At 61.7% G+C, this 19408-nt stretch carries 17 protein-coding genes and 1 riboswitch; of the genes, 15 read left to right on the forward strand and 2 right to left on the reverse strand.

All coding sequences use genetic code 11. The features are described 5' to 3' along the window. The first annotated feature begins 61 nt into the window (after window positions 1-61). Entirely contained in the window at window positions 62-691 is a 630-nt protein-coding gene (locus HFO99_RS00555; protein ID WP_222334756.1) for a hypothetical protein, read from the forward strand. Between the two features lie 119 nt (window positions 692-810). On the opposite strand, the gene HFO99_RS00560 is transcribed toward HFO99_RS00555, so the two are convergent. Beyond that, window positions 811-2703: an ABC transporter ATP-binding protein/permease gene (locus tag HFO99_RS00560; protein ID WP_222334755.1), complete on the reverse strand. Its 1893-nt coding sequence runs from the start codon at window positions 2701-2703 to the stop codon at window positions 811-813. A 114-nt stretch (window positions 2704-2817) separates the two neighbouring features. After that, a riboswitch (SAM riboswitch) is annotated at window positions 2818-2895 on the forward strand. Between the two features lie 48 nt (window positions 2896-2943). Here HFO99_RS00560 and metA point away from each other — a divergent pair. The 6 genes from metA (at window position 2944) to HFO99_RS00590 (ending at window position 9082) form a co-directional block, all read left to right on the forward strand. Continuing rightward, the gene (metA, locus tag HFO99_RS00565; protein WP_064249641.1) at window positions 2944-3867 is read left to right on the forward strand and encodes a homoserine O-succinyltransferase; all 924 of its coding nucleotides are present in this window, start codon (window positions 2944-2946) and stop codon (window positions 3865-3867) included. 226 nt (window positions 3868-4093) lie between these two features. Beyond that, complete coding sequence (locus HFO99_RS00570; protein ID WP_222358420.1) at window positions 4094-5116, forward strand: aldose epimerase family protein; 1023 nt, start codon at window positions 4094-4096, stop codon at window positions 5114-5116. Window positions 5117-5279: 163 nt separating this feature from the next. Then, window positions 5280-6053, forward strand: coding sequence for a GntR family transcriptional regulator (locus HFO99_RS00575; RefSeq protein WP_222334753.1), 774 nt, complete (start codon window positions 5280-5282; stop codon window positions 6051-6053). Further along, the gene (locus HFO99_RS00580) at window positions 6050-7081 is read left to right on the forward strand and encodes an SIS domain-containing protein (RefSeq protein ID WP_222334752.1); all 1032 of its coding nucleotides are present in this window, start codon (window positions 6050-6052) and stop codon (window positions 7079-7081) included. The genes HFO99_RS00575 and HFO99_RS00580 overlap by 4 nt, the downstream gene beginning before the upstream one ends. Then, window positions 7081-8232: an N-acetylglucosamine-6-phosphate deacetylase gene (nagA, locus tag HFO99_RS00585; protein WP_222334751.1), complete on the forward strand. Its 1152-nt coding sequence runs from the start codon at window positions 7081-7083 to the stop codon at window positions 8230-8232. The genes HFO99_RS00580 and nagA overlap by 1 nt, the downstream gene beginning before the upstream one ends. Window positions 8233-8353: 121 nt before the next feature. After that, a complete protein-coding gene (locus HFO99_RS00590) occupies window positions 8354-9082 on the forward strand; it encodes an SIS domain-containing protein (RefSeq protein WP_012759421.1) in 729 nt (242 codons plus the stop codon). Window positions 9083-9267: 185 nt separating this feature from the next. Here the strand turns inward: HFO99_RS00590 and efp are convergent, their stop codons facing one another. Then, complete coding sequence (efp, locus tag HFO99_RS00595; protein WP_012759420.1) at window positions 9268-9837, reverse strand: elongation factor P; 570 nt, start codon at window positions 9835-9837, stop codon at window positions 9268-9270. A 148-nt stretch (window positions 9838-9985) separates the two neighbouring features. Between efp and epmA the strand changes: the two genes are divergently transcribed. From epmA to HFO99_RS00635, 8 genes are all read left to right on the forward strand, one after another. Continuing rightward, window positions 9986-11047 (forward strand): EF-P lysine aminoacylase EpmA, encoded by a 1062-nt coding sequence (gene epmA, locus HFO99_RS00600; protein ID WP_222358423.1) that lies wholly within the window; start codon window positions 9986-9988, stop codon window positions 11045-11047. After that, window positions 11044-12096 carry a lysine-2,3-aminomutase-like protein gene (locus HFO99_RS00605; protein WP_222358426.1) on the forward strand — a complete coding sequence of 351 codons (1053 nt, stop codon included), beginning with the start codon at window positions 11044-11046 and terminating at the stop codon, window positions 12094-12096. The genes epmA and HFO99_RS00605 overlap by 4 nt, the downstream gene beginning before the upstream one ends. Window positions 12097-12360: 264 nt before the next feature. Next, window positions 12361-12612, forward strand: a complete 252-nt coding sequence (locus tag HFO99_RS00610; protein ID WP_222358429.1) for an acyl carrier protein — start codon at window positions 12361-12363, stop codon at window positions 12610-12612. Next, window positions 12612-13793, forward strand: coding sequence for an acyl-CoA dehydrogenase family protein (locus tag HFO99_RS00615; protein WP_222358431.1), 1182 nt, complete (start codon window positions 12612-12614; stop codon window positions 13791-13793). Before HFO99_RS00610 ends, HFO99_RS00615 begins: the two co-directional genes overlap by 1 nt. Before the next feature lie 5 nt (window positions 13794-13798). After that, complete coding sequence (locus HFO99_RS00620) at window positions 13799-14707, forward strand: amino acid--[acyl-carrier-protein] ligase (protein ID WP_012759415.1); 909 nt, start codon at window positions 13799-13801, stop codon at window positions 14705-14707. A gap of 8 nt (window positions 14708-14715) precedes the next feature. Then, on the forward strand, window positions 14716-15678 hold the full coding sequence (locus tag HFO99_RS00625; protein WP_261322939.1) for a DUF1839 family protein: 963 nt from the start codon (window positions 14716-14718) through the stop codon (window positions 15676-15678). Window positions 15679-15694: 16 nt separating this feature from the next. Next, entirely contained in the window at window positions 15695-18175 is a 2481-nt protein-coding gene (locus HFO99_RS00630; protein ID WP_222358437.1) for a glycoside hydrolase family 2 protein, read from the forward strand. 45 nt (window positions 18176-18220) lie between these two features. After that, window positions 18221-19399, forward strand: a complete 1179-nt coding sequence (locus tag HFO99_RS00635) for a glycosyltransferase family 4 protein (protein ID WP_222358440.1) — start codon at window positions 18221-18223, stop codon at window positions 19397-19399. Window positions 19400-19408: the final 9 nt, after the last annotated feature.

Below are 19408 nucleotides of genomic sequence, written 5' to 3' on the forward strand. Positions count from 1 at the left end.
CATAAGGTGCCGTCCGGCAGCCGGGGATATTGCCGATCGCAATGGCGACAAGGAAAGTCATATGTCTCGCAAGCCTCATTCCCGTTTTCTCACAGCACTTACTACCGGCAGCCTCGTGGCGCTTGCCCTTTCGCAAGCCGCACAGGCGCAAGACGCCGAGCGCATTCGTGTTCGCGGCGCAATCGAAAGCCTCAGCGGCGATACGCTCGTCGTCAAGACGCGCGAGGGCAACGATGCGAAGGTCGCGCTGAAAGCCGGCTGGAAGGTCGGCGGTATCAAAAAAGCTTCCGTCGAGGATATCAAACCCGGCGATTTCGTCGGCGTCGCTTCGCTCCCGAAGGGCACGGGTCCGGACGGGGCGATCGAGGTACTGATCTTTCCAGCGTCGATGAAGGGAACCGGTGAGGGCAACCGTCCCTGGGATGCGCAGCCGAACAGCCAGATGACCAACGCGACTGTCAGCAACGCCGTTAAATCCGTCGACGGCCACACGATCACGTTGACCTATGAGGGCAAGGAAAAGACTATCTCGATTGCCGATGGCACCCCGATCGTGACGTTGGCGCCTGCGACCAAGGATGATCTGAAGGCCGGCGCCGGCGTTGTCGTCACCGGCGAGAAGGCGGCGGATGGCAGCATCTCGGCCAGCCAAATCGCCGTCGGCCTTAACGGCGTCATACCACCGATGTGACGGATGCGCTGCGAATCTTTATTTTACGCATCGCCGTTAGACCGAATCGCTAGATTCCCTGGTGCCGCACGTCTTTTCAGACGCGCAAAGGGCGCTGTAACGCCGGTAGCAGTGGGGTTTTACAGCGCCGGCGCAGGCACGGCGGCAGCACCGACACTGGCGCTGGCGCCGGTCTGGACAACAGGCGGCGGTTCCTCGGATTTCGACGGCAGCGCCTGCAGATGCAGCACGCGCGGCTTCAGTGCCTCGAGATAGGCCTCGGAGCGGCCGATATAGATCATGCTGCTTTCGGGCATGGAGGTGAGCAGTTTGGCCATCCTTTCCTGCCATTCCGGCTCCATGCCTTCCAGCACTTCGTCGAAGATGATCCAGCGCGGGCGTACGAGCAGCAGGCGGGCGAAGCCGATCGCCTTCTGTTCGTCGCTGTCGAGCAGCTTGTCCCAGCGGGCACGGGTATCGAGCCTTGCGATCAGCGAATGTAGGCCAGCCTTGTCGAGGGCCGCTTCGATGGCTGCTTTCTCGTATTTCTCCGGACTTTCGGGAAAGGCCAGCGCCTCGCGCAGCGACCCGCCGGGGACATAGGCAACCTGTGGAACGAAAACCATATCGTCGATCGGCGGCAGACCCATCGTGCCGCTGCCGCACGGCCAGAGGCCGGCCATCGCCTGGAACAGCAGCTTGCGGTTGACGCTGTGATCGCCGTTGATCATGATCTTGTCGCCGGCCTTGATCACGACATCGGTTTCAAGCAGGCGGAAACCGCCGCATTCATCGATGTCTTCGCCGATCTTGGCATTGATCACCACATCCTTCAGCGTCAGCGTGCCAGGCGCGGCGTTTTCATAGGCGATGCTGTCCTTCAGGTCGAAGTCCTCTTCCATCTCGACCAGCGCCTGGCGGAAATCGGTGACGCGCATCAGCGTGGCGCGCCATTCGGCGATCGGGCCGAAATTGGCAACGTACCAGCGCAGCGCCGTGTTCACCTGGTTGAAAGCGCCGACGGACATCATCAGCTGGCCGAGGGTGAGGCCGCCGGAGAAATAGGCGGGGGCGGCAACGATGATCGGGATGACGATCACTAGCCAGCCGTAGCCGGCCGAAACCCAGGTAAGGTTGGTATTGGCCATGGCGAGCCGCTTGACGACCCTCAGCACCGAGCTGATGTCGGTGTTGATGCGCCGGCGCTCGTTTTCCTCGCCGCGGGCAACGGTGATTGCCGGCATGTTTTCGTTGGCGTGCATCAGCGTGAAGCGAAGCTCGGCCTCTTTCGAAAAACGATCGGCATTGAGCTTCACCAGCTTGCGGCCGACGACCTGGCTGAGCACCGAGGCGGAAGCGGCATAGAAAATCGCCGCCCAGACCATGTAGCCCGGAATGGAGAAGCTGTGGCCGCTGATGTGGAAGATGAAGCCGCTCGAAAGCTCCCAGAGCACGCCGATGAAGCTCACCAGGAGAATGGTCGACTGCAGCAGGCCGAGAACCAGCCCTGTCGTGCTTTCGGCGAGGTTGCGGGAATCCTCGTGCAGACGCTGGTCCGGATTGACGCCAATCAGGCCGCTGGAAGCGAGCCGCAGCGCCCGCTTGCGCTTCAGCCACTGGTCGACGAGATCGCGCGACAAGCCTTCGCGCATATAGAGCGCCGTCATCTGGTTCAGCCAGGCCTGCAGCACGTTGAGAAGCAGCAGTGTGCCGGCGATCATCGCGAAGATTTCGAGCTGGTGGAAGAATTCGCCGAGGTCGCGGCGCTCCAGCGAATCATAGAAGGGAGCATTCCACTCGTTCAAAATCACCTGGCCGTAGGATGTCGCTAGGATGACGAGGATCAGCACGGTCGCCAGAAACAGCACCTTGCCACGCACTTCCGAATTCCAGAATGCTGAGAACATGACGCCGAGGCGATATGTCAGGCTGAGATCATACCCTACCCTATCCTGCCTTCGGATGCCCGGCCCCCTCTCGATTTTATCTGCCATTACGCTTTTCCACACCGCCCATGCTCCCATTAATAACATGGTGGCGTTACCGGTCTATCAACAGATTCTATCAGTCATTAAAGTGTGATGATGCTTGCATGGGTCACTCCTGCATGCATTCGCCAGTTGATTCGCAATTCGACAGGGTCTAATTAAGGCCTCTGTGGTGATTTGGCCGGCCGGCTTGCAGCCACGTTAAAAAAGTCGCTAAAGGGCCGCGTGCGGACCGGTAGCGATTTTTTTCGCCGCCGGTTTTTTGTTTTTGATCGAGTGACCGCAATGCCCATCAAGATCCCCGATACGCTGCCCGCCTTCGAAACCCTGGTTCAGGAGGGTGTGCGGGTGATGACCGAGACGTTGGCGATCCGTCAGGATATTCGACCGTTGCAGATCGGGCTGCTCAACCTTATGCCGAACAAGATCAAGACCGAGCTGCAGATGGCCCGCCTTGTCGGCGCCTCGCCGCTGCAGGTGGAGCTGTCGCTCATCCGCATCGGCGGCCACAAGGCGAAGAATACGTCCGAGGATCATCTGCTTGCCTTCTACCAGACCTGGGAGGAGGTAAAGCACCGCAAGTTCGACGGCTTCATCATCACCGGGGCGCCGATCGAGCTTTTGCCCTATGAGGACGTCACTTACTGGGCGGAAATGCAAGAGATTCTCGACTGGACGGAAACGAATGTCCATTCGACGATGAACGTCTGCTGGGGCGCGATGGCGGCGATCTATCATTTTCACGGCGTTCCGAAATACGAGCTGAAAGAGAAGGCCTTCGGCGTCTACCGCCACCGGAACCTGAAACCTTCCTCGATCTATCTCAACGGCTTTTCCGACAATTTCGAAGTGCCGGTGTCGCGCTGGACCGAAGTGCGCCGCGTCGATATCGAAAAATCCGAAAGCCTGGAGATCCTGATGGAATCAGCCGAGATGGGCGTGTGCCTCGTGCACGAGAAGAGAGGCCGGCGGCTCTACATGTTCAACCATGTCGAATATGATTCTACCTCGCTTTCCGACGAGTATTTCCGCGACGTCAACGCCGGCGTGCCGATCAAGATGCCGCATAATTACTTCCCGCATAACGATCCGGCGCTTGCGCCGCAGAACCGCTGGCGCAGCCATGCGCATCTCTTGTTCGGCAACTGGATCAACGAAATCTACCAGACGACGCCGTTTGATGTGGAAGAGATCGGCACGGATCTCTGACCGTCGCCGATCACGCCTCGAACCGGTGCCGCCGCATCGATGCTGCGGCTTTTCTTTCCGATCCATCGGTTGCGGATTGAAGCAAATGCGGGCAGGTTCCTGTCCTGAAGCCTACAGCACCGCGCGTCTTCGTTGGACGTGCAATTCACATGTTGAATCGCTGCAAATTCCTCAAATCGGTTCCGAATTGAGGAATTTGCGGCAGAGATAGAATGGACGGTCGATCATGTCGGATAAGTTGGAGCGGGATGTTTTCGGGCGAACGAAGGCGGGCGAGACCGTCTATCGAGTCGAGATCAAGGGCGGCGGGCTGACGGCCAAGATCATGAGCTGGGGCGCGGTCATCCAGGACCTGCGTCTCGAGGGACATGACGCGCCGCTGCAGCTCGGCTTCGACGATTTCGACAGCTACCCGCTCTATTCGTCCTACTTCGGCGCAACGCCCGGCCGCTGCGCCAACCGCGTCGGCGGCGGCAGGTTCACGCTTGACGGCAAGGACTATCAGCTCGAGCCGAATGAAAACGGCGTCACGCATCTACATGGCGGCAGCGACAATATCGCCAAACGCAATTGGACGATCGTCGAGCATGACGTCGACCGCGTGGTGCTGAAGATCGTCGATCCCGATGGCCGCGCCGGCTATCCCGGCAATTGCACCATCCAGGCGACTTTCCGGGTGCATGGCAACGGTGAACTGTCGATCATCTACGAATCGACCAGCGACCAGCCGACGCTCGCCAATATCTGCCAGCACGCCTATTTCAACCTCGACGGCCACGAAGATGCGCTTGGCCATGACATCATGATAGCCGCCGATCACTATCTGCCGACCGATGAAAAGCAGGTGCCGACCGGTGAGATCCGTCCCGTCGAGGGCACGGAATTCGATTTCCGCGAGATGGCGCCGATGAAGCGTTTCGTCGGCAGTGAGCAAGCGCTGTACGACCATAATTTCTGCCTGTCGGGCGAGCGTACCGGCAAGCGGAGCGTCGCGCTCGCCCGCAGCCTGTATTCCGGTGTGTCGCTGGAAGTGCGCAGCACGGAGCCAGGCGTGCAGTTCTATGCCGGCTTCAAGCTCGATGTCGCGGCTCCCGGCATCGGCGGGCGCAAATACGGCCCGTTCGCCGGCTTCTGCCTGGAGACGCAGATCTGGCCGGATGCCATCAATCACCAAGGTTTTCCGAATGCGGTCCTGCGCCCCGGCGAAGTGCTGCGCCAGGAGACGGATTATATCTTCACCAAGAACTGAGAATCCTCCAGCGCCGCGCGTTTCCAAACGCGCGGCGCTGCCTACGCACGACTGTCAAATTCGAGCGCTATGAAACCCTTGCTGGTCCGCCGGCGAGGGTTTTTTCGTTGCATGTTCGATTCTACCTTGCCGATTGGTTCTATATAGGTTCTATTGTGTGCCCATGGATAGAACCAGTCTGATAGCGGAACTGAACAGCCGCGGCCTGCGTGACGAGGCGCTGACCGGGCCGCTCTACAAGCGGCTGGCGCAGACCCTGACCGGCCTCATTCAGGAAGGGCTGCTGAAGCCCGGCACCGCACTCCCGGGCGAGCGCGAACTTGCCGAGGCTCTGAAGCTCGGCCGTGTCACCGTGCGTACCGCCTATCGCGACCTGATGGTATCCGGCGCGCTGGAATCGCGCCACGGAAGCGGTACTTTCGTATCGAGCAGGGTGGAGCGCATGGAACAGTCGCTGTGGCGGCTTTCCTCCTTCTCCGCCGACATGCGCTCGCGCGGGCGTCTGCCGGCCGCACGGATATTGTCGCGGGCGGTCAATACGCCGTCGCCGGAGGAATCCTTCCTGCTCGGCCTCGGCGGCGACGAGCCGGTGCTGAGGCTCGACCGCTTGCGCCTTGCCGATGGCCTGCCGCTGGCGATCGAACGCGCCGTGGTGCCGATCAAGTTCCTGGGGCACGATGCCGGCGGCGAGGGATCGCTTTACGATGCGTTGACGGCCAGCGGCCACAGGCCCGTGCGCGCGCTGCAGCGGCTGACCGCGGTCACGCTCGATCCGTCCTCCGCCGCGATCCTGAACGTCAAATCAGGCGCGCCGGCGCTTCTGATCGAACGGGTGTCGCGCCTGGAAGACCAGCGCGTCGTCGAATACACCCGCTCGCATTATCGCGGCGATGCCTATGATTTCGTTGCCGAATTGAGAATCGGAGATGACCTATGAATGACAACCAGTCACTGATGCTGCAAGAAGCCGGCCAATCGCCGGAGGTGGTGGCCACGCTGCTCGAAAAGGAAAAACCGGTCTTTGCCGAGATTGCCCGGCTGTTTTCGTCCGCGCGCCCGAGCGTGGTGACGACGGCGGCGCGCGGCTCCTCGGACCATGCCGCCACCTTCTTCAAATACCTCTTCGAGATCACCTGTGGCGTTCCGGTCGCCTCTGTCGGCCCGTCGATCGCTTCCATTTATGGTGCGGCGCTGCATCTGAAGGGCGGCGTGCATTTCACCGTCTCGCAGTCAGGTGCGAGCCCCGACATCGTCGCGCTGCAGGATGCGGCGAAGAAGGGTGGAGCCACGACGATCGCCGTCGTCAACGTCACCGACAGCCCGCTTGCGAAGCAGGCCGATATCGTTCTCGGCCTCAATGCCGGCGCGGAAAAGAGCGTCGCGGCGACAAAGTCCTTCATCGCCTCGGTCGCCGCCCTTGCCGGGGTGACGGCTGCGATCGGCGGTGGATCCGATCTGCAGGCCGCGCTCGGCAAGCTGCCGGAGGCACTGTCGGCGACCGCCGGGATCGACACGGCGGCAGCCGAAGAGGTGCTCTTTAACGCGACCTCGCTTTATACGGCCGGCCGCGGCCCAGCCTTCGCGATCGCGCTCGAAGCGGCGCTGAAGGCCAAGGAAACCTCCGGCCTGCATGCCGAAGCCTTTTCGCTGGCGGAACTGATGCATGGCCCCATGCGCCTGGTGCAGCCGGGCTTCCCGATCGTCGCCTTTGCGCCCGACGATGCGGCCTTCGCCAACAACGTCCAGGCGCTTGAACGCCTGCAGAAACTCGGCGCCACCACCGTCGGCTTCTCGACGCAGCCGCTTTCCGGTGTCCATCTGCGCGTACCGACGACGGGCAACGGCCTCGTCGATCCGCTGGTGTCGCTGCTTGTCTATTACCGACTGATCGAGTCGGTGACGCGCCGCAAGGGTTTCGATCCCGACAAGCCGGCAAACCTGCTCAAGGTGACGGAGACGGTCTGATGGGACGCAAGATCTTTCTCGGCGCCCGCATCTTCGATGGCGAGCGCTTCCATGACGACAAAGCCCTCATCGTTGCCGGCGGCCGCGTCGAAGCGATCTCTGCCAGAAATGACCTGCCGGACGGCGAGGTGGTGACGCTCGCCGGCGGTGTTCTGTCGGCCGGCTTCATCGATGCGCAGGTCAATGGCGGCGCCGGGCGGATGCTGAACGACCAGCCTTCCGTTGCCTCGATGGACATCATCGCCGGGGGGCACCGGCCCTATGGCACGACGTCGCTGCTGCCGACGCTGATCACCGATACATCAGAGGCCTCCATTGCCGCCATCGAGGCGGCCAAGGAGGCAGTGAAAATGAACCGCGGCGTCGCCGGCCTGCATCTCGAAGGCCCGCATCTGGCGCCTGCGCGCAAGGGCGCGCATCTGGCCGAACTGATGCGGCCGGTGGAGGACCGCGATGTCAAAGCCTTCATCCGGGCGCGCGAGGCGATCGGCACGCTGCTCGTCACCATGGCCGCCGAGCAGGTGACGGTTGCCCAGGTGCGCGAGCTTGCGGAGGCCGGCGTCACCGTCAGCATCGGCCATTCCGATTGTTCGAGCGAGGCGGCGGAGGAACGTTTCGATGCCGGCGCGCGGGGCGTCACGCATCTCTTCAACGCCATGAGCCAGTTGGGACACCGTGCGCCCGGTCTCGTCGGCGCGGCGATCGATCATCCCTCGACCTGGTGCGGCATTATCGCCGACGGCCATCATGTCGATCCGAAGGCCTTGCGCACGGCGCTGCGCGCCAAACGCGGCGAAGGCAAGCTGTTTTTCGTCACCGACGCGATGTCGCTCGTCGGGTCGGAGAAGGATTCGTTCACGCTGAATGGGCGCACCGTCCGGCGCGAAAGGGGCGGCTTCTGCTCGAAGCTGGTGCTCTCCGACGGCACGTTGGCCGGTTCCGATGTCGACATGATCTCGACGATCCGTTACGGCGTCACCTATCTGGACCTGACGCTCGCCGAGGCCTTGCGCATGGCGACCGTTTATCCCGCGCGGTTTCTCAGGTTTGCCGATCGTGGCCATCTCTCGCCGGGCGCGCGTGCCGATCTCGTGCATCTCACCGATGCACTTGGCGTCACCACCACCTGGCTCAGCGGCGAAGCGGCCTGAACGCTAAAGGCGCGTCGCGATCTTTCAGATTTGCTCTTCGCGTTTTAGATCTTTGTTTTACGCATGTCGTTATCGCAAAACCGCGGCACAGTTTTGCGCGACATGCTCTAGGAGAAGTGGGATGACCGACATTACCGATGCCTATTTCTCCAATCTGATCGGCCGCCTGGAAGAACTGAAGCAGACGCTTGCCCAGCCGATGGCGCAGGCAGCAGCCGTCATCCTCGATGCTGCCCGCGGCGACAAGCGTGTCTATGTCTTCGGCACCGGCCATTCGCATATGCTGGCGGAAGAGGTGCACTATCGTGCCGGCGGGCTCGCCTTCACCGTGCCGGTACTCGTCGGCTCGGCCATGCTGCATGAGGGCGCGGTCATCAGTTCGGTCTATGAGCGCACGCAGGGCCTGGTGCGGCCGATGCTGGAGCGTTACGGCATGCAGCCGGGCGATGTCATCATCATCGCCTCCAATTCGGGCGTGAACGCCGCGCCGATCGAGGCCGCCGATTATGCGCGCGAAATCGGCGCAAAGGTGATTGCCATCACTTCGATCGCCTATTCCTCAGCGATCGCCAATGGTCGCCGGCGGCTCGCCGACGTGGCCGATGTGGTCCTCGACAACGGGCTGCCACCGGGTGACGCCGTTGTCGATCTCGAAGGCACGGGGCTCCGGGTTGGGCCAGTCTCGACGGCGGTCGGGGTGACGGTCATCAATGCGATCTTCGCAGAGGTCGCCTCGGAGCTTTCGAAATCCGGCGATGCGCCAATTTATCTCAGCGCCAACATGCCGGGTGCCGCCGAGATCAACCAGAAACTCGTCAAGAAATACCGGCCGCGCAACCCGCATCTCTAGAGCAATTCCAGCAAAAGTGCGTAGCGGTTTTGCGTCCGGAATTGCGTGAAAACAAAGAGATAGCGCATGATGCCGAAAAGAGTGTGCGGTTTTCGGACGACATCATGGCTCTGATTATTTAATTGAGACGGCGGATACAAAAAAGGCCGGCGTGAGCCGGCCGCTTCGATAGGCTGAAACCAGGATCAGTCCTTGGCGCGTTCGACGTAGGAATTGTCTTCCGTGGCGATGACGACGCGGGTGCCGGCATTGATGTGCGGCGGCACCATGGCGCGCACGCCGTTCGACAAAATCGCCGGCTTGTAGGAGGACGATGCCGTCTGGCCCTTGACGACCGGTTCCGTCTCCATGATTTCGAGCGTGACGTGGCGCGGCAGTTGGAGCGCCAGCGCAATACCTTCATGCATCGAGAGGATGCAGGACATGCCTTCCTGCAGATAAGCCTTGTCGTCACCCATCGTGGCGACATCGACGACGACCTGATCGTAGCTCGCCGGGTTCATGAAGTGGAAGCCTTCGCCGTCTTCATAGAGAAACTGGAAGGAGACGTCTTCGACGAAGGCGCGCTCGACCTGTTCGGTGGTGCGCCAACGCTCGGAAACCTTCACGCCGTCGACGATGCGGCGCATGTCGACCTGGGTGACCGGCGTGCCCTTGCCCGGATGAAAGTTCTGGGCGGTGAGAACGACGTAGAGTTTGCCGTCGACATCGAGAACGTTGCCCTTGCGGACCGAAGAGGCGATGACCTTGACCATAAGACTTCCTTGTAACTCGGCTTTCGGCGTCGTAGATGACTGCCGAGACGCTCCGAAGACGCAAATGTTTTTCTTTGGGGCGCAACTAACCTAAAATCCGGGAAATAGCCACCCCCCATACCGGCCTCTCCGGCGAAGAAAGCTTGGAATGAACTCTTCGGCGAAAGCGTCCCCCTGGTGGACCCCGTCCGTGCATGCCGACCGCCGTCCGTTCCTGATCGGACGCAATGCGATCCAGGCGGCGTTGCGCGGGTTTTTCGCGCGCGAGGATTTCATCGAGGTGGATACGGCGGTGCTGCAGGTCTCTCCCGGCAACGAGGCGCATCTGCATGCCTTCGCGACGGAAGCGCTGACGACGGATGGGCAAAAGGCACCGTTCTACCTGCACACCTCGCCGGAATTCGCCTGCAAGAAGCTGCTTGCGGCGGGCGAGGAGCGCATCTCGTGTTTTGCCCATGTCTATCGCAATCGCGAGCGCGGGCCGCTGCATCATCCCGAATTCACCATGCTCGAATGGTATCGGGCCGGCGAAAGCTACGAGAGCCTGATGATGGATTGCGTGCGGATCCTGGCGCTGGCGACTGAGACGGTGAAGACCGGGAAGCTTGCCTATCGCGGCGCCGAGAGCGATCCCTTCGCCGGGCCGGAGCGGATCAGCGTTGCCGAAGCGTTCGAGCGTCATGCCGGCATCGATCTTCTCGCCTCGGTCGCCGCCGACGGTTCGACCGATCGCGACCATCTGGCCGCCGAGATGAAGCGCGCCGGCATGCGTGTTGCCGATGACGACGGCTGGGCCGATCTCTTCAGCCGGGTGCTTGTGGAAAAGATCGAACCGCATCTCGGCTTCGGCCGCATCACCATCCTCGATGGATACCCGGTTTCCGAGGCGGCGCTTGCGCGTCCCTCGGCACGCGACCCACGCGTTGCCGAACGTTTCGAACTCTATGCCTGCGGCGTCGAGCTTGCCAACGGCTTCGGCGAACTCACCAACGCTGCCGAACAGCGGCGACGGTTCGAGGTCGAGATGGCCGAGAAGGCGCGGGTCTACGGCGAGACCTATCCGATCGACGAGGATTTCCTCGCCGCGCTGCCGCTGATGCCTGAGGCAAGCGGTATCGCGCTCGGCTTCGACCGGTTGGTGATGCTGGCGACGGGAGCATCGCGCATCGACCAGGTGCTTTGGGCGCCGGTGGCGGAGGTTGGAAGATGAATGTCGTCAAACCGATCAAGAGCGTCGACGATCTTGTGAAGGCGGGGCTGGTCGCGCCTGCCGATCGCGTAGCGCTCGAGGAGGTGGCGGCGCGTTACGCGGTTGCGCTGACGCCTGCGATCAGCAAGCTCATTGATCGAGCCGATCCCGATGATCCGATCGCTCGGCAATTCGTGCCTGATGCGGCCGAACTCACGATTGCCTCGGAAGAACGCGCCGATCCGATCGGCGATCATGCCCACAGCCCCGTCGAAGGCATCGTTCACCGCTATCCCGATCGTGTGTTGCTCAAAGCCGTGCATGTCTGCCCAGTCTATTGCCGTTTCTGCTTCCGGCGCGAAATGGTGGGGCCGCAGGGCCTCGGCACGCTCGATGCGGCGGCGATGCAGGCCGCTTTCGATTATATCCGCGGTCATGAGGAGATCTGGGAGGTCATCCTCACCGGCGGCGATCCGCTGGTGCTTTCGCCGCGCCGGATTGGCGAGATCATGGAAGCGCTTGCCGGCATTGCGCATGTGAAGATCATCAGGTTCCACACGCGTGTTCCGGTCGTCGACCCCGAGAAGATCGATGCGGCGCTGATCGCCGCGCTGAAGGCGAGCGGCAAGACGGTGTATGTGGCGCTGCACGCCAATCATGTCAGCGAACTGACGCCGGAAGCGCGGGCGGCCTGCGGCCGCCTCGTCGATGCCGGCATCGCCATGGTCAGCCAGTCGGTGCTGCTCAAGGGTGTCAACGACGATCCCGACGTGCTGGCGAAGCTGATGAAGGCCTTTGTCGAAATCCGCGTCAAACCCTATTACCTCCATCATCCGGATCTGGCGCCCGGCACCAGTCATTTCAGAGTGACGATCGAGGAGGGGCAGGAGATCGTCGCGGCGCTGCGCGGGCGGATTTCCGGTCTCTGCCAGCCGGCCTATATCCTCGATATCCCAGGCGGTCACGGCAAGGCGGTCGTCAGTGGGAGCGCGATCCGGGCGACAGGCGACGGATGTTATTCCGTCACCGATTATCGCGGCAACGAGCATTCTTATCCGCCGGCCGATTGAGACAAAACGCGGCGTTTTGCGTGTCATTTCTGTACTCTCCACGGCACAAACCAGAGTGTGTCGCAGTATCGAAATTACCTTAAGTCATTGATATAAGGTGGTTGTTTACGGCGGTACGGGAATGATCGCTAAAATCCTAACTATGAGCCTAAGTCATATTTAACTCAATAAATTAGCGGAATGTTCTGTTTTCCGCACTAAAAGAACGCTCATGACAAGGCGATGAACGCCGGTTCGGGATCATGAGAATCTTGGAGTGATGGGATGAATAAGGCAATCCGCGACCTCGTAGCCAAATTCGGCAAGCTTCCTGGGTCGATCGACCAGGTCGCCGACGACGCCGATCTTTATGCGGCAGGTTTGACGTCCTTTGCTTCTGTGCAGTTGATGCTTGGCCTTGAAGAGGCCTTCGACATCGAATTTCCCGACAATCTCCTGAACCGCAAATCCTTCGCGAGCATCTCGGCGATCGCCAGGACCGTCGATCTCATCCGGGACAGCCGGAAGATCGCCTGATGAATTTCCCCGTCAAGATCATGCAGGACGGTCTTGTCACAAGGGTGGCCCGTGTCGCCGAAATCGCGGCGAAATACGCGGATACCGTTGATGCCGAAGCCCGCTTCCCTCGGGAAGCCGTCGATGCGATGAAGGCCGAAAGGCTGCTCGGCATCCAGGTGCCGCGCCATCTCGGCGGCGAATCCGCCTCGATCACCGAGATCGCCGAATTGTGCTCGATGCTCGGCCAGGCCTGCGCCGCAAGCGCCATGGTCTTCGCCATGCACCACATCAAGCTGTCGAGCCTCGTTGAACATGGCGTCGACAGCGAATGGCATCGCGGTTTCATGCGCCGCATCGCTGCCGACCAGCTGCTGATCGCATCCGCCACCACCGAAGGCGGTATCGGCGGAAATCTGCGCAACAGCATCTGCGCGGTCGAGGTCGATGGCGACACGTGCCGCCTCGAAAAGGATGCGACTGTCATTTCCTATGGCTCGCACGCCGACGCCATCCTTATCACCTCGCGTGCCCACGCGCAGGCGGCTTCCTCCGATCAGGTGCTGACGGCCTTCCTCAAGGACCAGTACACGCTCGAGAAAACGCATGTCTGGAATACGCTCGGCATGCGCGGCACTTGCTCCGACGGCTTCCTGTTCAAGGGCGAAGCGCCGGCTTGCCAGATCCTGCCGAAGCCTTTCGCGGAGATCGCGGCGCAGTCCATGCTTGCCTCCTCGCACCTCTTATGGAGCGGCGTCTGGTACGGCATCGCCGTCGACGCCGTTGTGCGCGCCCAGGCTTTCGTGCGTGCCGCAGCCCGCAAGGCGCCGGATGCCCAGCCGCCGGGCGCGCTGCGCCTCGCCGAGGTTTCGAACCTGCTGCAGATGGTGAAATCCAACGTGGTTGCCGGCCTCAAGGCCTATGAGGATGCCAAGGCTGATGCCGACAGGCTGTCTTCGATGGGATTTGCGGTGGCAATGAACAACGTCAAGATCGCCTCGTCCGAGATGATCCTGGAGATCGTCAACCATGCCATGCTGATCTGCGGCATCATGGGCTACAAGAACGGCACGCCCTTCAGCCTCGGACGCCATCTGCGCGACGCGCATTCCGCACAGCTCATGATTTCGAATGACCGCATCCTCGGCAACACGTCGAGCATGCTTCTTGTCCATAAGCAGGACACTAGCCTACTGGGGTGACAGTCATGGATATGCAGACCTCGTTTCTGGACCGGCTTTTCGAATCCGGTCTGCTGATCGATACCGGCATCGACGGGCTCTACGGCCGCAGCGGCCAGTTCGAAGACGTGATCGCTGCCTTCGAGCGCCTGATCGACACGTTCGGCGGCGCCGATGGTGCCGAAGCCATGCGCTTTCCGCCCGGCATGAACCGCGCCTTCTTCGAGAAAAGCGGCTACATGAAGAGCTTTCCGCAGCTCGCCGGCACGGTGCACAGCTTCTGCGGCAGCGAGCTCGATCATGTCAGCCTGCTGCAATGCATGGAAGTCGGGGAAGACTGGACCAAGGGACAGGAGGCGACCGACATCGTGCTGACGCCGGCTGCCTGCTATCCGCTCTATCCGACGATCGCCAAGCGCGGCAACCTGCCGAAGACCGGCGGCCTCTTCGACCTGCAATCCTATTGCTTCCGCCATGAGCCGTCGAAAGACCCTGCCCGCCAGCAGCTCTTCCGCATGCGTGAATATGTCTGCATGGGCACAGAGCTGCACGTTACCGACTTCCGCCAGCGCTGGATGGATCGCGGCGTCGAGATGATGAAGGCCGTCGGCCTCGAGGTGACGATCGACGTTGCCAATGATCCGTTCTTCGGCCGTGCCGGCAAGATGCTCGCCAATAATCAGCGCGACCAGAATCTGAAATTCGAGCTTCTGATCCCGATCACCTCGGCTGCCAACCCGACCGCCTGCATGAGCTTCAACTACCATCAGGATGCCTTCGGCACGAAATGGGGTCTCAATCTCGAAGACGGCAGTGTCGCGCACACCGCCTGCGTCGGCTTCGGACTGGAGCGCATCGCCCTTGCCCTCTTCCATCATCACGGGCTCGATGTGAAGCAATGGCCGGCCAGCGTACGGAAAGCGCTGTGGGGCTGAGCAAATCGATGACATCGGTCTTTTCGGGAATCGACCCGGAAACCTACCGGGCGCATGCGCTGCATTCCGGCGAGCGCGCCTGGCCGGAAACCAATTGTTATGTCGATCTCTGGATAGAGGTTCTGGCAACATCAGGCGTTGCGCCAGGGGCGATGCTGGGTTTTACCCTGACGCAGGATTTCGAGGGCGACCAGTTCACCTTCTTCAAGGTGCCGCTCGAGGATCTCGAAGCGCTCTACGATATTCGTGCGACCGAGCTTGCCATCTACGACCGTGTCGAACGCCATGTCGAGGTTCAGATCGCGCGGGCTCGTCTCTGCCTGATCGAAATGGATTCCTTCTACATGCCGGATACGCGCGGCACGGCCTACAGGCAGGAGCACGGCAAGACGACGGTTGCGATCAACCGGCTGGATGTTGCGGCCAAGCGCGTCGATTATTTCCACAATGCCGGTTATTTCCGTCTCGAAGGCGAGGATTTCGACGGGCTGTTTCAGCTGCATCTGACGGAAAACGACGCGCCGTTCCTGCCCTATACGGAATTTGCACGATTCCCGGAAAGGCCGGCAGACGAAGCGCATCTGCGCGCGACCGCGCGGCGGCTTGCCGGCTTTCATTTTGCCCGGCGTCCCCGAGAAAATCCGATCCGCGCCTTTGCCAGCGTCTTTCCGCAACAGGTCGAAGCGGTGGCGGAACGGCCGTTCGGCTTCTTCCACAAATACGCCTTCAACACGCTTCGCCAGGTGGGCGCCAATTTCGAGCTGGCGGCCGATTACCTCACCTGGCTTTCCCCTGGTGAATTCGCGGCTGCCGCCGAGCATGCCAGGCGTATTTCGGAGGTGGCGAAATCGGTGCAGTTCCAGCTTGCCCGCGCCGTCACCCGCAGGAAGTTCGAGCCGTTGCAGGCAGCACTTGATCCGGCCGCCGATGCATGGGATTCCATGATGGCGTCGCTTGCGGGGCGAATCTGAGGCCGGAGATCTGACCATGCGGGGGCGTTTGGCAAGCATCGGTGCCGAGGAAAGTCTACTTTCCGAAGGCTGGAACCTGATCCTGACGGAGCCGGGCGCCTGTGCCGTGCCGCACGACATCCCGCTCTCCGCACAGTTCATTCCAGCACCCGTTCCAGGCACCGTCGCAGCAGCGCTCGAAAAAGCCGGGCTCTTCGACCGTGAAAATCCCGAGCCACTCAACACGCGGGATGCCTGGTATCTCTGCCGGCTTTTCGATGCCGAGCCCGGCGACGCGATCCTGCGTTTGGAAGGACTGGCGACGCTCTGCCACGTCTTCCTGAACGGCCAGGAAATCCTGTTTTCCGAGAGCATGTTCACGGCGCACGAGATTCCGGTGACGCTTTCGGGCGGCGACGAACTGGCACTGTGCTTCCGGGCGCTCGGCCCCCGCTTGTCGGAGCCAGGTCCGCGCGCTCGCTGGCGGCCGCAGATGATCACGCCGGCGGGCTTGAAGAATTTCCGCACGACGCTGCTCGGCCATATGCCGGGCTGGTGCCCCGATATCCACGCCGTCGGCCCGTGGCGGCCGATTTCGATGGTGCAGCGTCATCCCGTCTCGATCGACAATGTCTCCATCCGCGCCGTATTGGAGGAGAGTGGCGTCGGCCGCCTCAGCGTTTCCCTGCATAGCAATGCTGAGAATCCGGCAATGCTGCTGCGCTGCGGTGGGATGGAGCAGCCCTTCGAAAAGGTCGGCGACAGTCATTACTCGGCTATCCTCAAGCTTTCCGACATCGAGCCCTGGTGGCCGCATACGCATGGCGCTCCGCGTCTCTACGCGCTGACGCTGGTTTCCGACGGGGTGGAATATCCGCTCGGCAGGACCGGCTTCCGGCGTATCGACGTCGACCGTCGTGCCGATGGCGATGACTTCGCGCTTCTCGTCAACGGCGAACGCATCTTCTGCCGCGGCGCCGTGTGGACGACGGCCGATATCGTGCGATTGCCGGGCGGGCGGGCGGATTATGAGCCGTTCCTGCGGCTTGCCGCTGCAGCCGGCATGAACATGATCCGCATCGGCGGCACCATGGCCTATGAAACGCCTGATTTCTTCACGCTCTGCGACGAACTCGGTCTGCTCGTCTGGCAGGACTTCATGTTCGCCAATTTTGATTATCCACGCAACGACAAGGCTTTTCTTGGTCACGTGCATGCGGAGGTCGAGGAATTCCTGCACGGCGTGCAGGCGTCGCCTTCGCTGGCTGTGCTCTGCGGCGGCAGCGAAGTCCACCAGCAGGCGGCAATGCTCGGCCTGCCGGCGGAATTCTGGAGCGGGCCGGTCACTGATGAAATCATCCCGGCGGTCGTCGCCCGCATGCGCCCCGACGTGCCCTATGTGCCGAACTCGCCCTATGGCGGAGCGATGCCCTTTTCGCCCAATGCCGGTATTGCGCATTATTACGGCGTCGGCGCCTATATGCGGCCGATTGCCGATGCGCGCCGCGCCGATGTGCGTTTTGCCTCGGAAAGCCTCGCCTTCGCGCATGTGCCGCAGCAAAGGACGCTGCAGCGTCATCTCGATGTGCCCGCCGTCCATAGCCCGCTGTGGAAGGCCCGCGTGCCCCGCGACCGCAGTGCATCGTGGGATTTCGAGGATGTTCGCGACTTTTACCTGCAGCTTCTCTACGGTTCCGATCCGGCTGAGCTGCGCCGCGAAGATCCGGAACGCTATCTCGATCTCTCCCGCGCCGTTACCGGCGAGGTGATCGAGGAGACTTTTGCTGAATGGCGGCGCAAGGGCTCCGCCTGCAATGGCGCGCTCGTCTGGACGCTGCAGGATCTGTTGCCCGGCCCCGGCTGGGGAGTGATCGACTCCACCGGAGAGCCGAAGCCGGTCTGGTATGCGATGCGCCGTGCATTCCGGCCGGTGCAAGTTGTCTTCACCGACGAGGGAACGAACGGTCTCGACGTGCATGTCATCAACGAGACGGATGCAGCGCTCGATGTCGAGCTCGAGGTCGTCTGCCTGCGCGGCGGAAAACAGCAGGTCGTCAGCGGCAGCAGGGCCTTCAAGCTGGCGGCAAGAGACACGGAGCGCCTTGCCTGCACCGCGCTGTTCGGCGCCTTCTTCGATACGACCTATGCCTTTCGTTTCGGGCCGCCGGCGCATGATGCAACTGTGGCGCGCCTGCGCTCGCTGGCGGACGGCGCCATTCTCGCCGAGAGCTTCCACTTCCCGTGCGGACGCGGGAAGGCGTTGCATGATGCAGGTATCGAAGCATCATTCACCAAAGACGGCGACGACTGGTTCGTTGACCTCAGGACCGACCGGCTGGCGCAATCTGTGCATATCGACGTCGAAGGCTATCGTGCCGACGACGACTGGTTCCACCTTGCCCCCGGCGCGATGCGGCGCGTGAAGCTCCACGCGCTGTCCGGCGTGGAAAGCGATATTCCGCCTGCGGGCGAAATCAGAAGTCTAGGCAGTTCGCATCGCGTCGCAATCGAGGGCTGACGCCGCTGCGAAGGATGATGCCGATCCATTGGGAAAGACCATGATTTGAGAACGATATACCGCTTTCTGCGCGCCCATGTTCTGCAGCGGCTGATCCCGCGGTCGCGTCTTGCCTTCAATCCGCGCCGGCCGGTGGAAATCGTCGGCTATCTCTCGATGGCGGTTGGCGTCGGTGAATCGGCAAGGCTCTGCGCCGGCGCATTGACGGAAGCCGGGCGGGCGATTTCGCTCTCCGACGTCAGCACGCATCCTGACGAGAATTCCTTCGCCGGATGGATGCCGTCGCATCTCTCCACCGAACCTGCGGGGAGCCGGATCTGGCATCTCAATCCGCCGATGCTGCCGCGCGCCATCCTGAAGAAGGGCGTTGCCAATTTCACCCGCGCCTTCAACATCGGCTATTTCGCCTGGGAGCTCGAAGTCGTGCCGGCCGAGTGGCGCAATGCGATGCATTACATGAATGCCGTCTTCGTGCCGTCGGAATTCACCAGGCGGGCGATTGCACCCCTCACTGCGGCACCGGTCATCGTCGTTCCGCATCCTGTCACCGAGAAGCCGGCGACGGAAGGCATGCGCCAAAAATTCGGCATCGAGGAAGACGCCTTTCTCGTCAGCTTCATCTTCAGCGCCGGCTCCTCGATCAACCGAAAGAATCCGCAGGGCGTCGTCGAGGCCTTTAGGATATTTGCCGCCGAATGCCCCAGCGCCTTCCTGTTGATGAAGGCCAGCGGCGATATCGGCAAGGATGAGGGCCTGCGCGAACTGATTAGTTCGGTCGCGGGCAATACCCGGATCAGGATCGTCACCGAAAGGATGTCGGACTCCGATATCAATGGCCTGCTCCGCTGTTCCGACGCCTATCTTTCACTGCATCGTTCCGAGGGTTTCGGGCTGACGGTGGCCGAGGCGATCATGCAGCGTACGCCGGTGGTTTCCACGGCTTGGTCGGGTACAACGGATTTCTGCGATCCCGGCAATAGCTGGCTGGTTGCCTCTTCCCTCATTCCGGTGGTCGATACCCATCCCGAATTTGCCGGGCTCGAAGGCGCCGTCTGGGCCGATCCCTCAGCCGAGGCGGCGGCCGCGCACCTGCAAGACATCTTCCGCACGCCCGAGCGTGCGCGAGAGAAGGCCGAGAAGGCACGGGAGTTCCTGCTGCGTTACCTCGCGGAAAACAGCTACGAGAAGGCGCTGCAGACGCTGGCGGCGATGCAGGCCAGCTAAGGTGCCGCT

Origin of the sequence: Rhizobium leguminosarum (assembly GCF_019798305.1) — a bacterium.
GTDB lineage: Bacteria > Pseudomonadota > Alphaproteobacteria > Rhizobiales > Rhizobiaceae > Rhizobium > Rhizobium leguminosarum_U.

Bases quoted from the DNA above. Each gene is read 5' to 3' on its own strand.
- efp (WP_012759420.1), bottom strand. From the start codon at position 9,837: ATGGTCAAGGTCATCGCCTCTTCGGTCCGCAAGGGCAACGTTCTCGAT.
- metA (WP_064249641.1), top strand. From the start codon at position 2,944: ATGCCCATCAAGATCCCCGATACGCTGCCCGCCTTCGAAACCCTGGTT.
- HFO99_RS00620 (WP_012759415.1), top strand. From the start codon at position 13,799: ATGGATATGCAGACCTCGTTTCTGGACCGGCTTTTCGAATCCGGTCTG.
- HFO99_RS00570 (WP_222358420.1), top strand. From the start codon at position 4,094: ATGTCGGATAAGTTGGAGCGGGATGTTTTCGGGCGAACGAAGGCGGGC.
- HFO99_RS00605 (WP_222358426.1), top strand. From the start codon at position 11,044: ATGAATGTCGTCAAACCGATCAAGAGCGTCGACGATCTTGTGAAGGCG.
- HFO99_RS00580 (WP_222334752.1), top strand. From the start codon at position 6,050: ATGAATGACAACCAGTCACTGATGCTGCAAGAAGCCGGCCAATCGCCG.
- HFO99_RS00610 (WP_222358429.1), top strand. From the start codon at position 12,361: ATGAATAAGGCAATCCGCGACCTCGTAGCCAAATTCGGCAAGCTTCCT.
- HFO99_RS00575 (WP_222334753.1), top strand. From the start codon at position 5,280: ATGGATAGAACCAGTCTGATAGCGGAACTGAACAGCCGCGGCCTGCGT.
- HFO99_RS00625 (WP_261322939.1), top strand. From the start codon at position 14,716: ATGACATCGGTCTTTTCGGGAATCGACCCGGAAACCTACCGGGCGCAT.
- nagA (WP_222334751.1), top strand. From the start codon at position 7,081: ATGGGACGCAAGATCTTTCTCGGCGCCCGCATCTTCGATGGCGAGCGC.
- epmA (WP_222358423.1), top strand. From the start codon at position 9,986: ATGAACTCTTCGGCGAAAGCGTCCCCCTGGTGGACCCCGTCCGTGCAT.
- HFO99_RS00590 (WP_012759421.1), top strand. From the start codon at position 8,354: ATGACCGACATTACCGATGCCTATTTCTCCAATCTGATCGGCCGCCTG.
- HFO99_RS00555 (WP_222334756.1), top strand. From the start codon at position 62: ATGTCTCGCAAGCCTCATTCCCGTTTTCTCACAGCACTTACTACCGGC.
- HFO99_RS00560 (WP_222334755.1), bottom strand. From the start codon at position 2,703: ATGTTATTAATGGGAGCATGGGCGGTGTGGAAAAGCGTAATGGCAGAT.
- HFO99_RS00615 (WP_222358431.1), top strand. From the start codon at position 12,612: ATGAATTTCCCCGTCAAGATCATGCAGGACGGTCTTGTCACAAGGGTG.
- HFO99_RS00630 (WP_222358437.1), top strand. From the start codon at position 15,695: ATGCGGGGGCGTTTGGCAAGCATCGGTGCCGAGGAAAGTCTACTTTCC.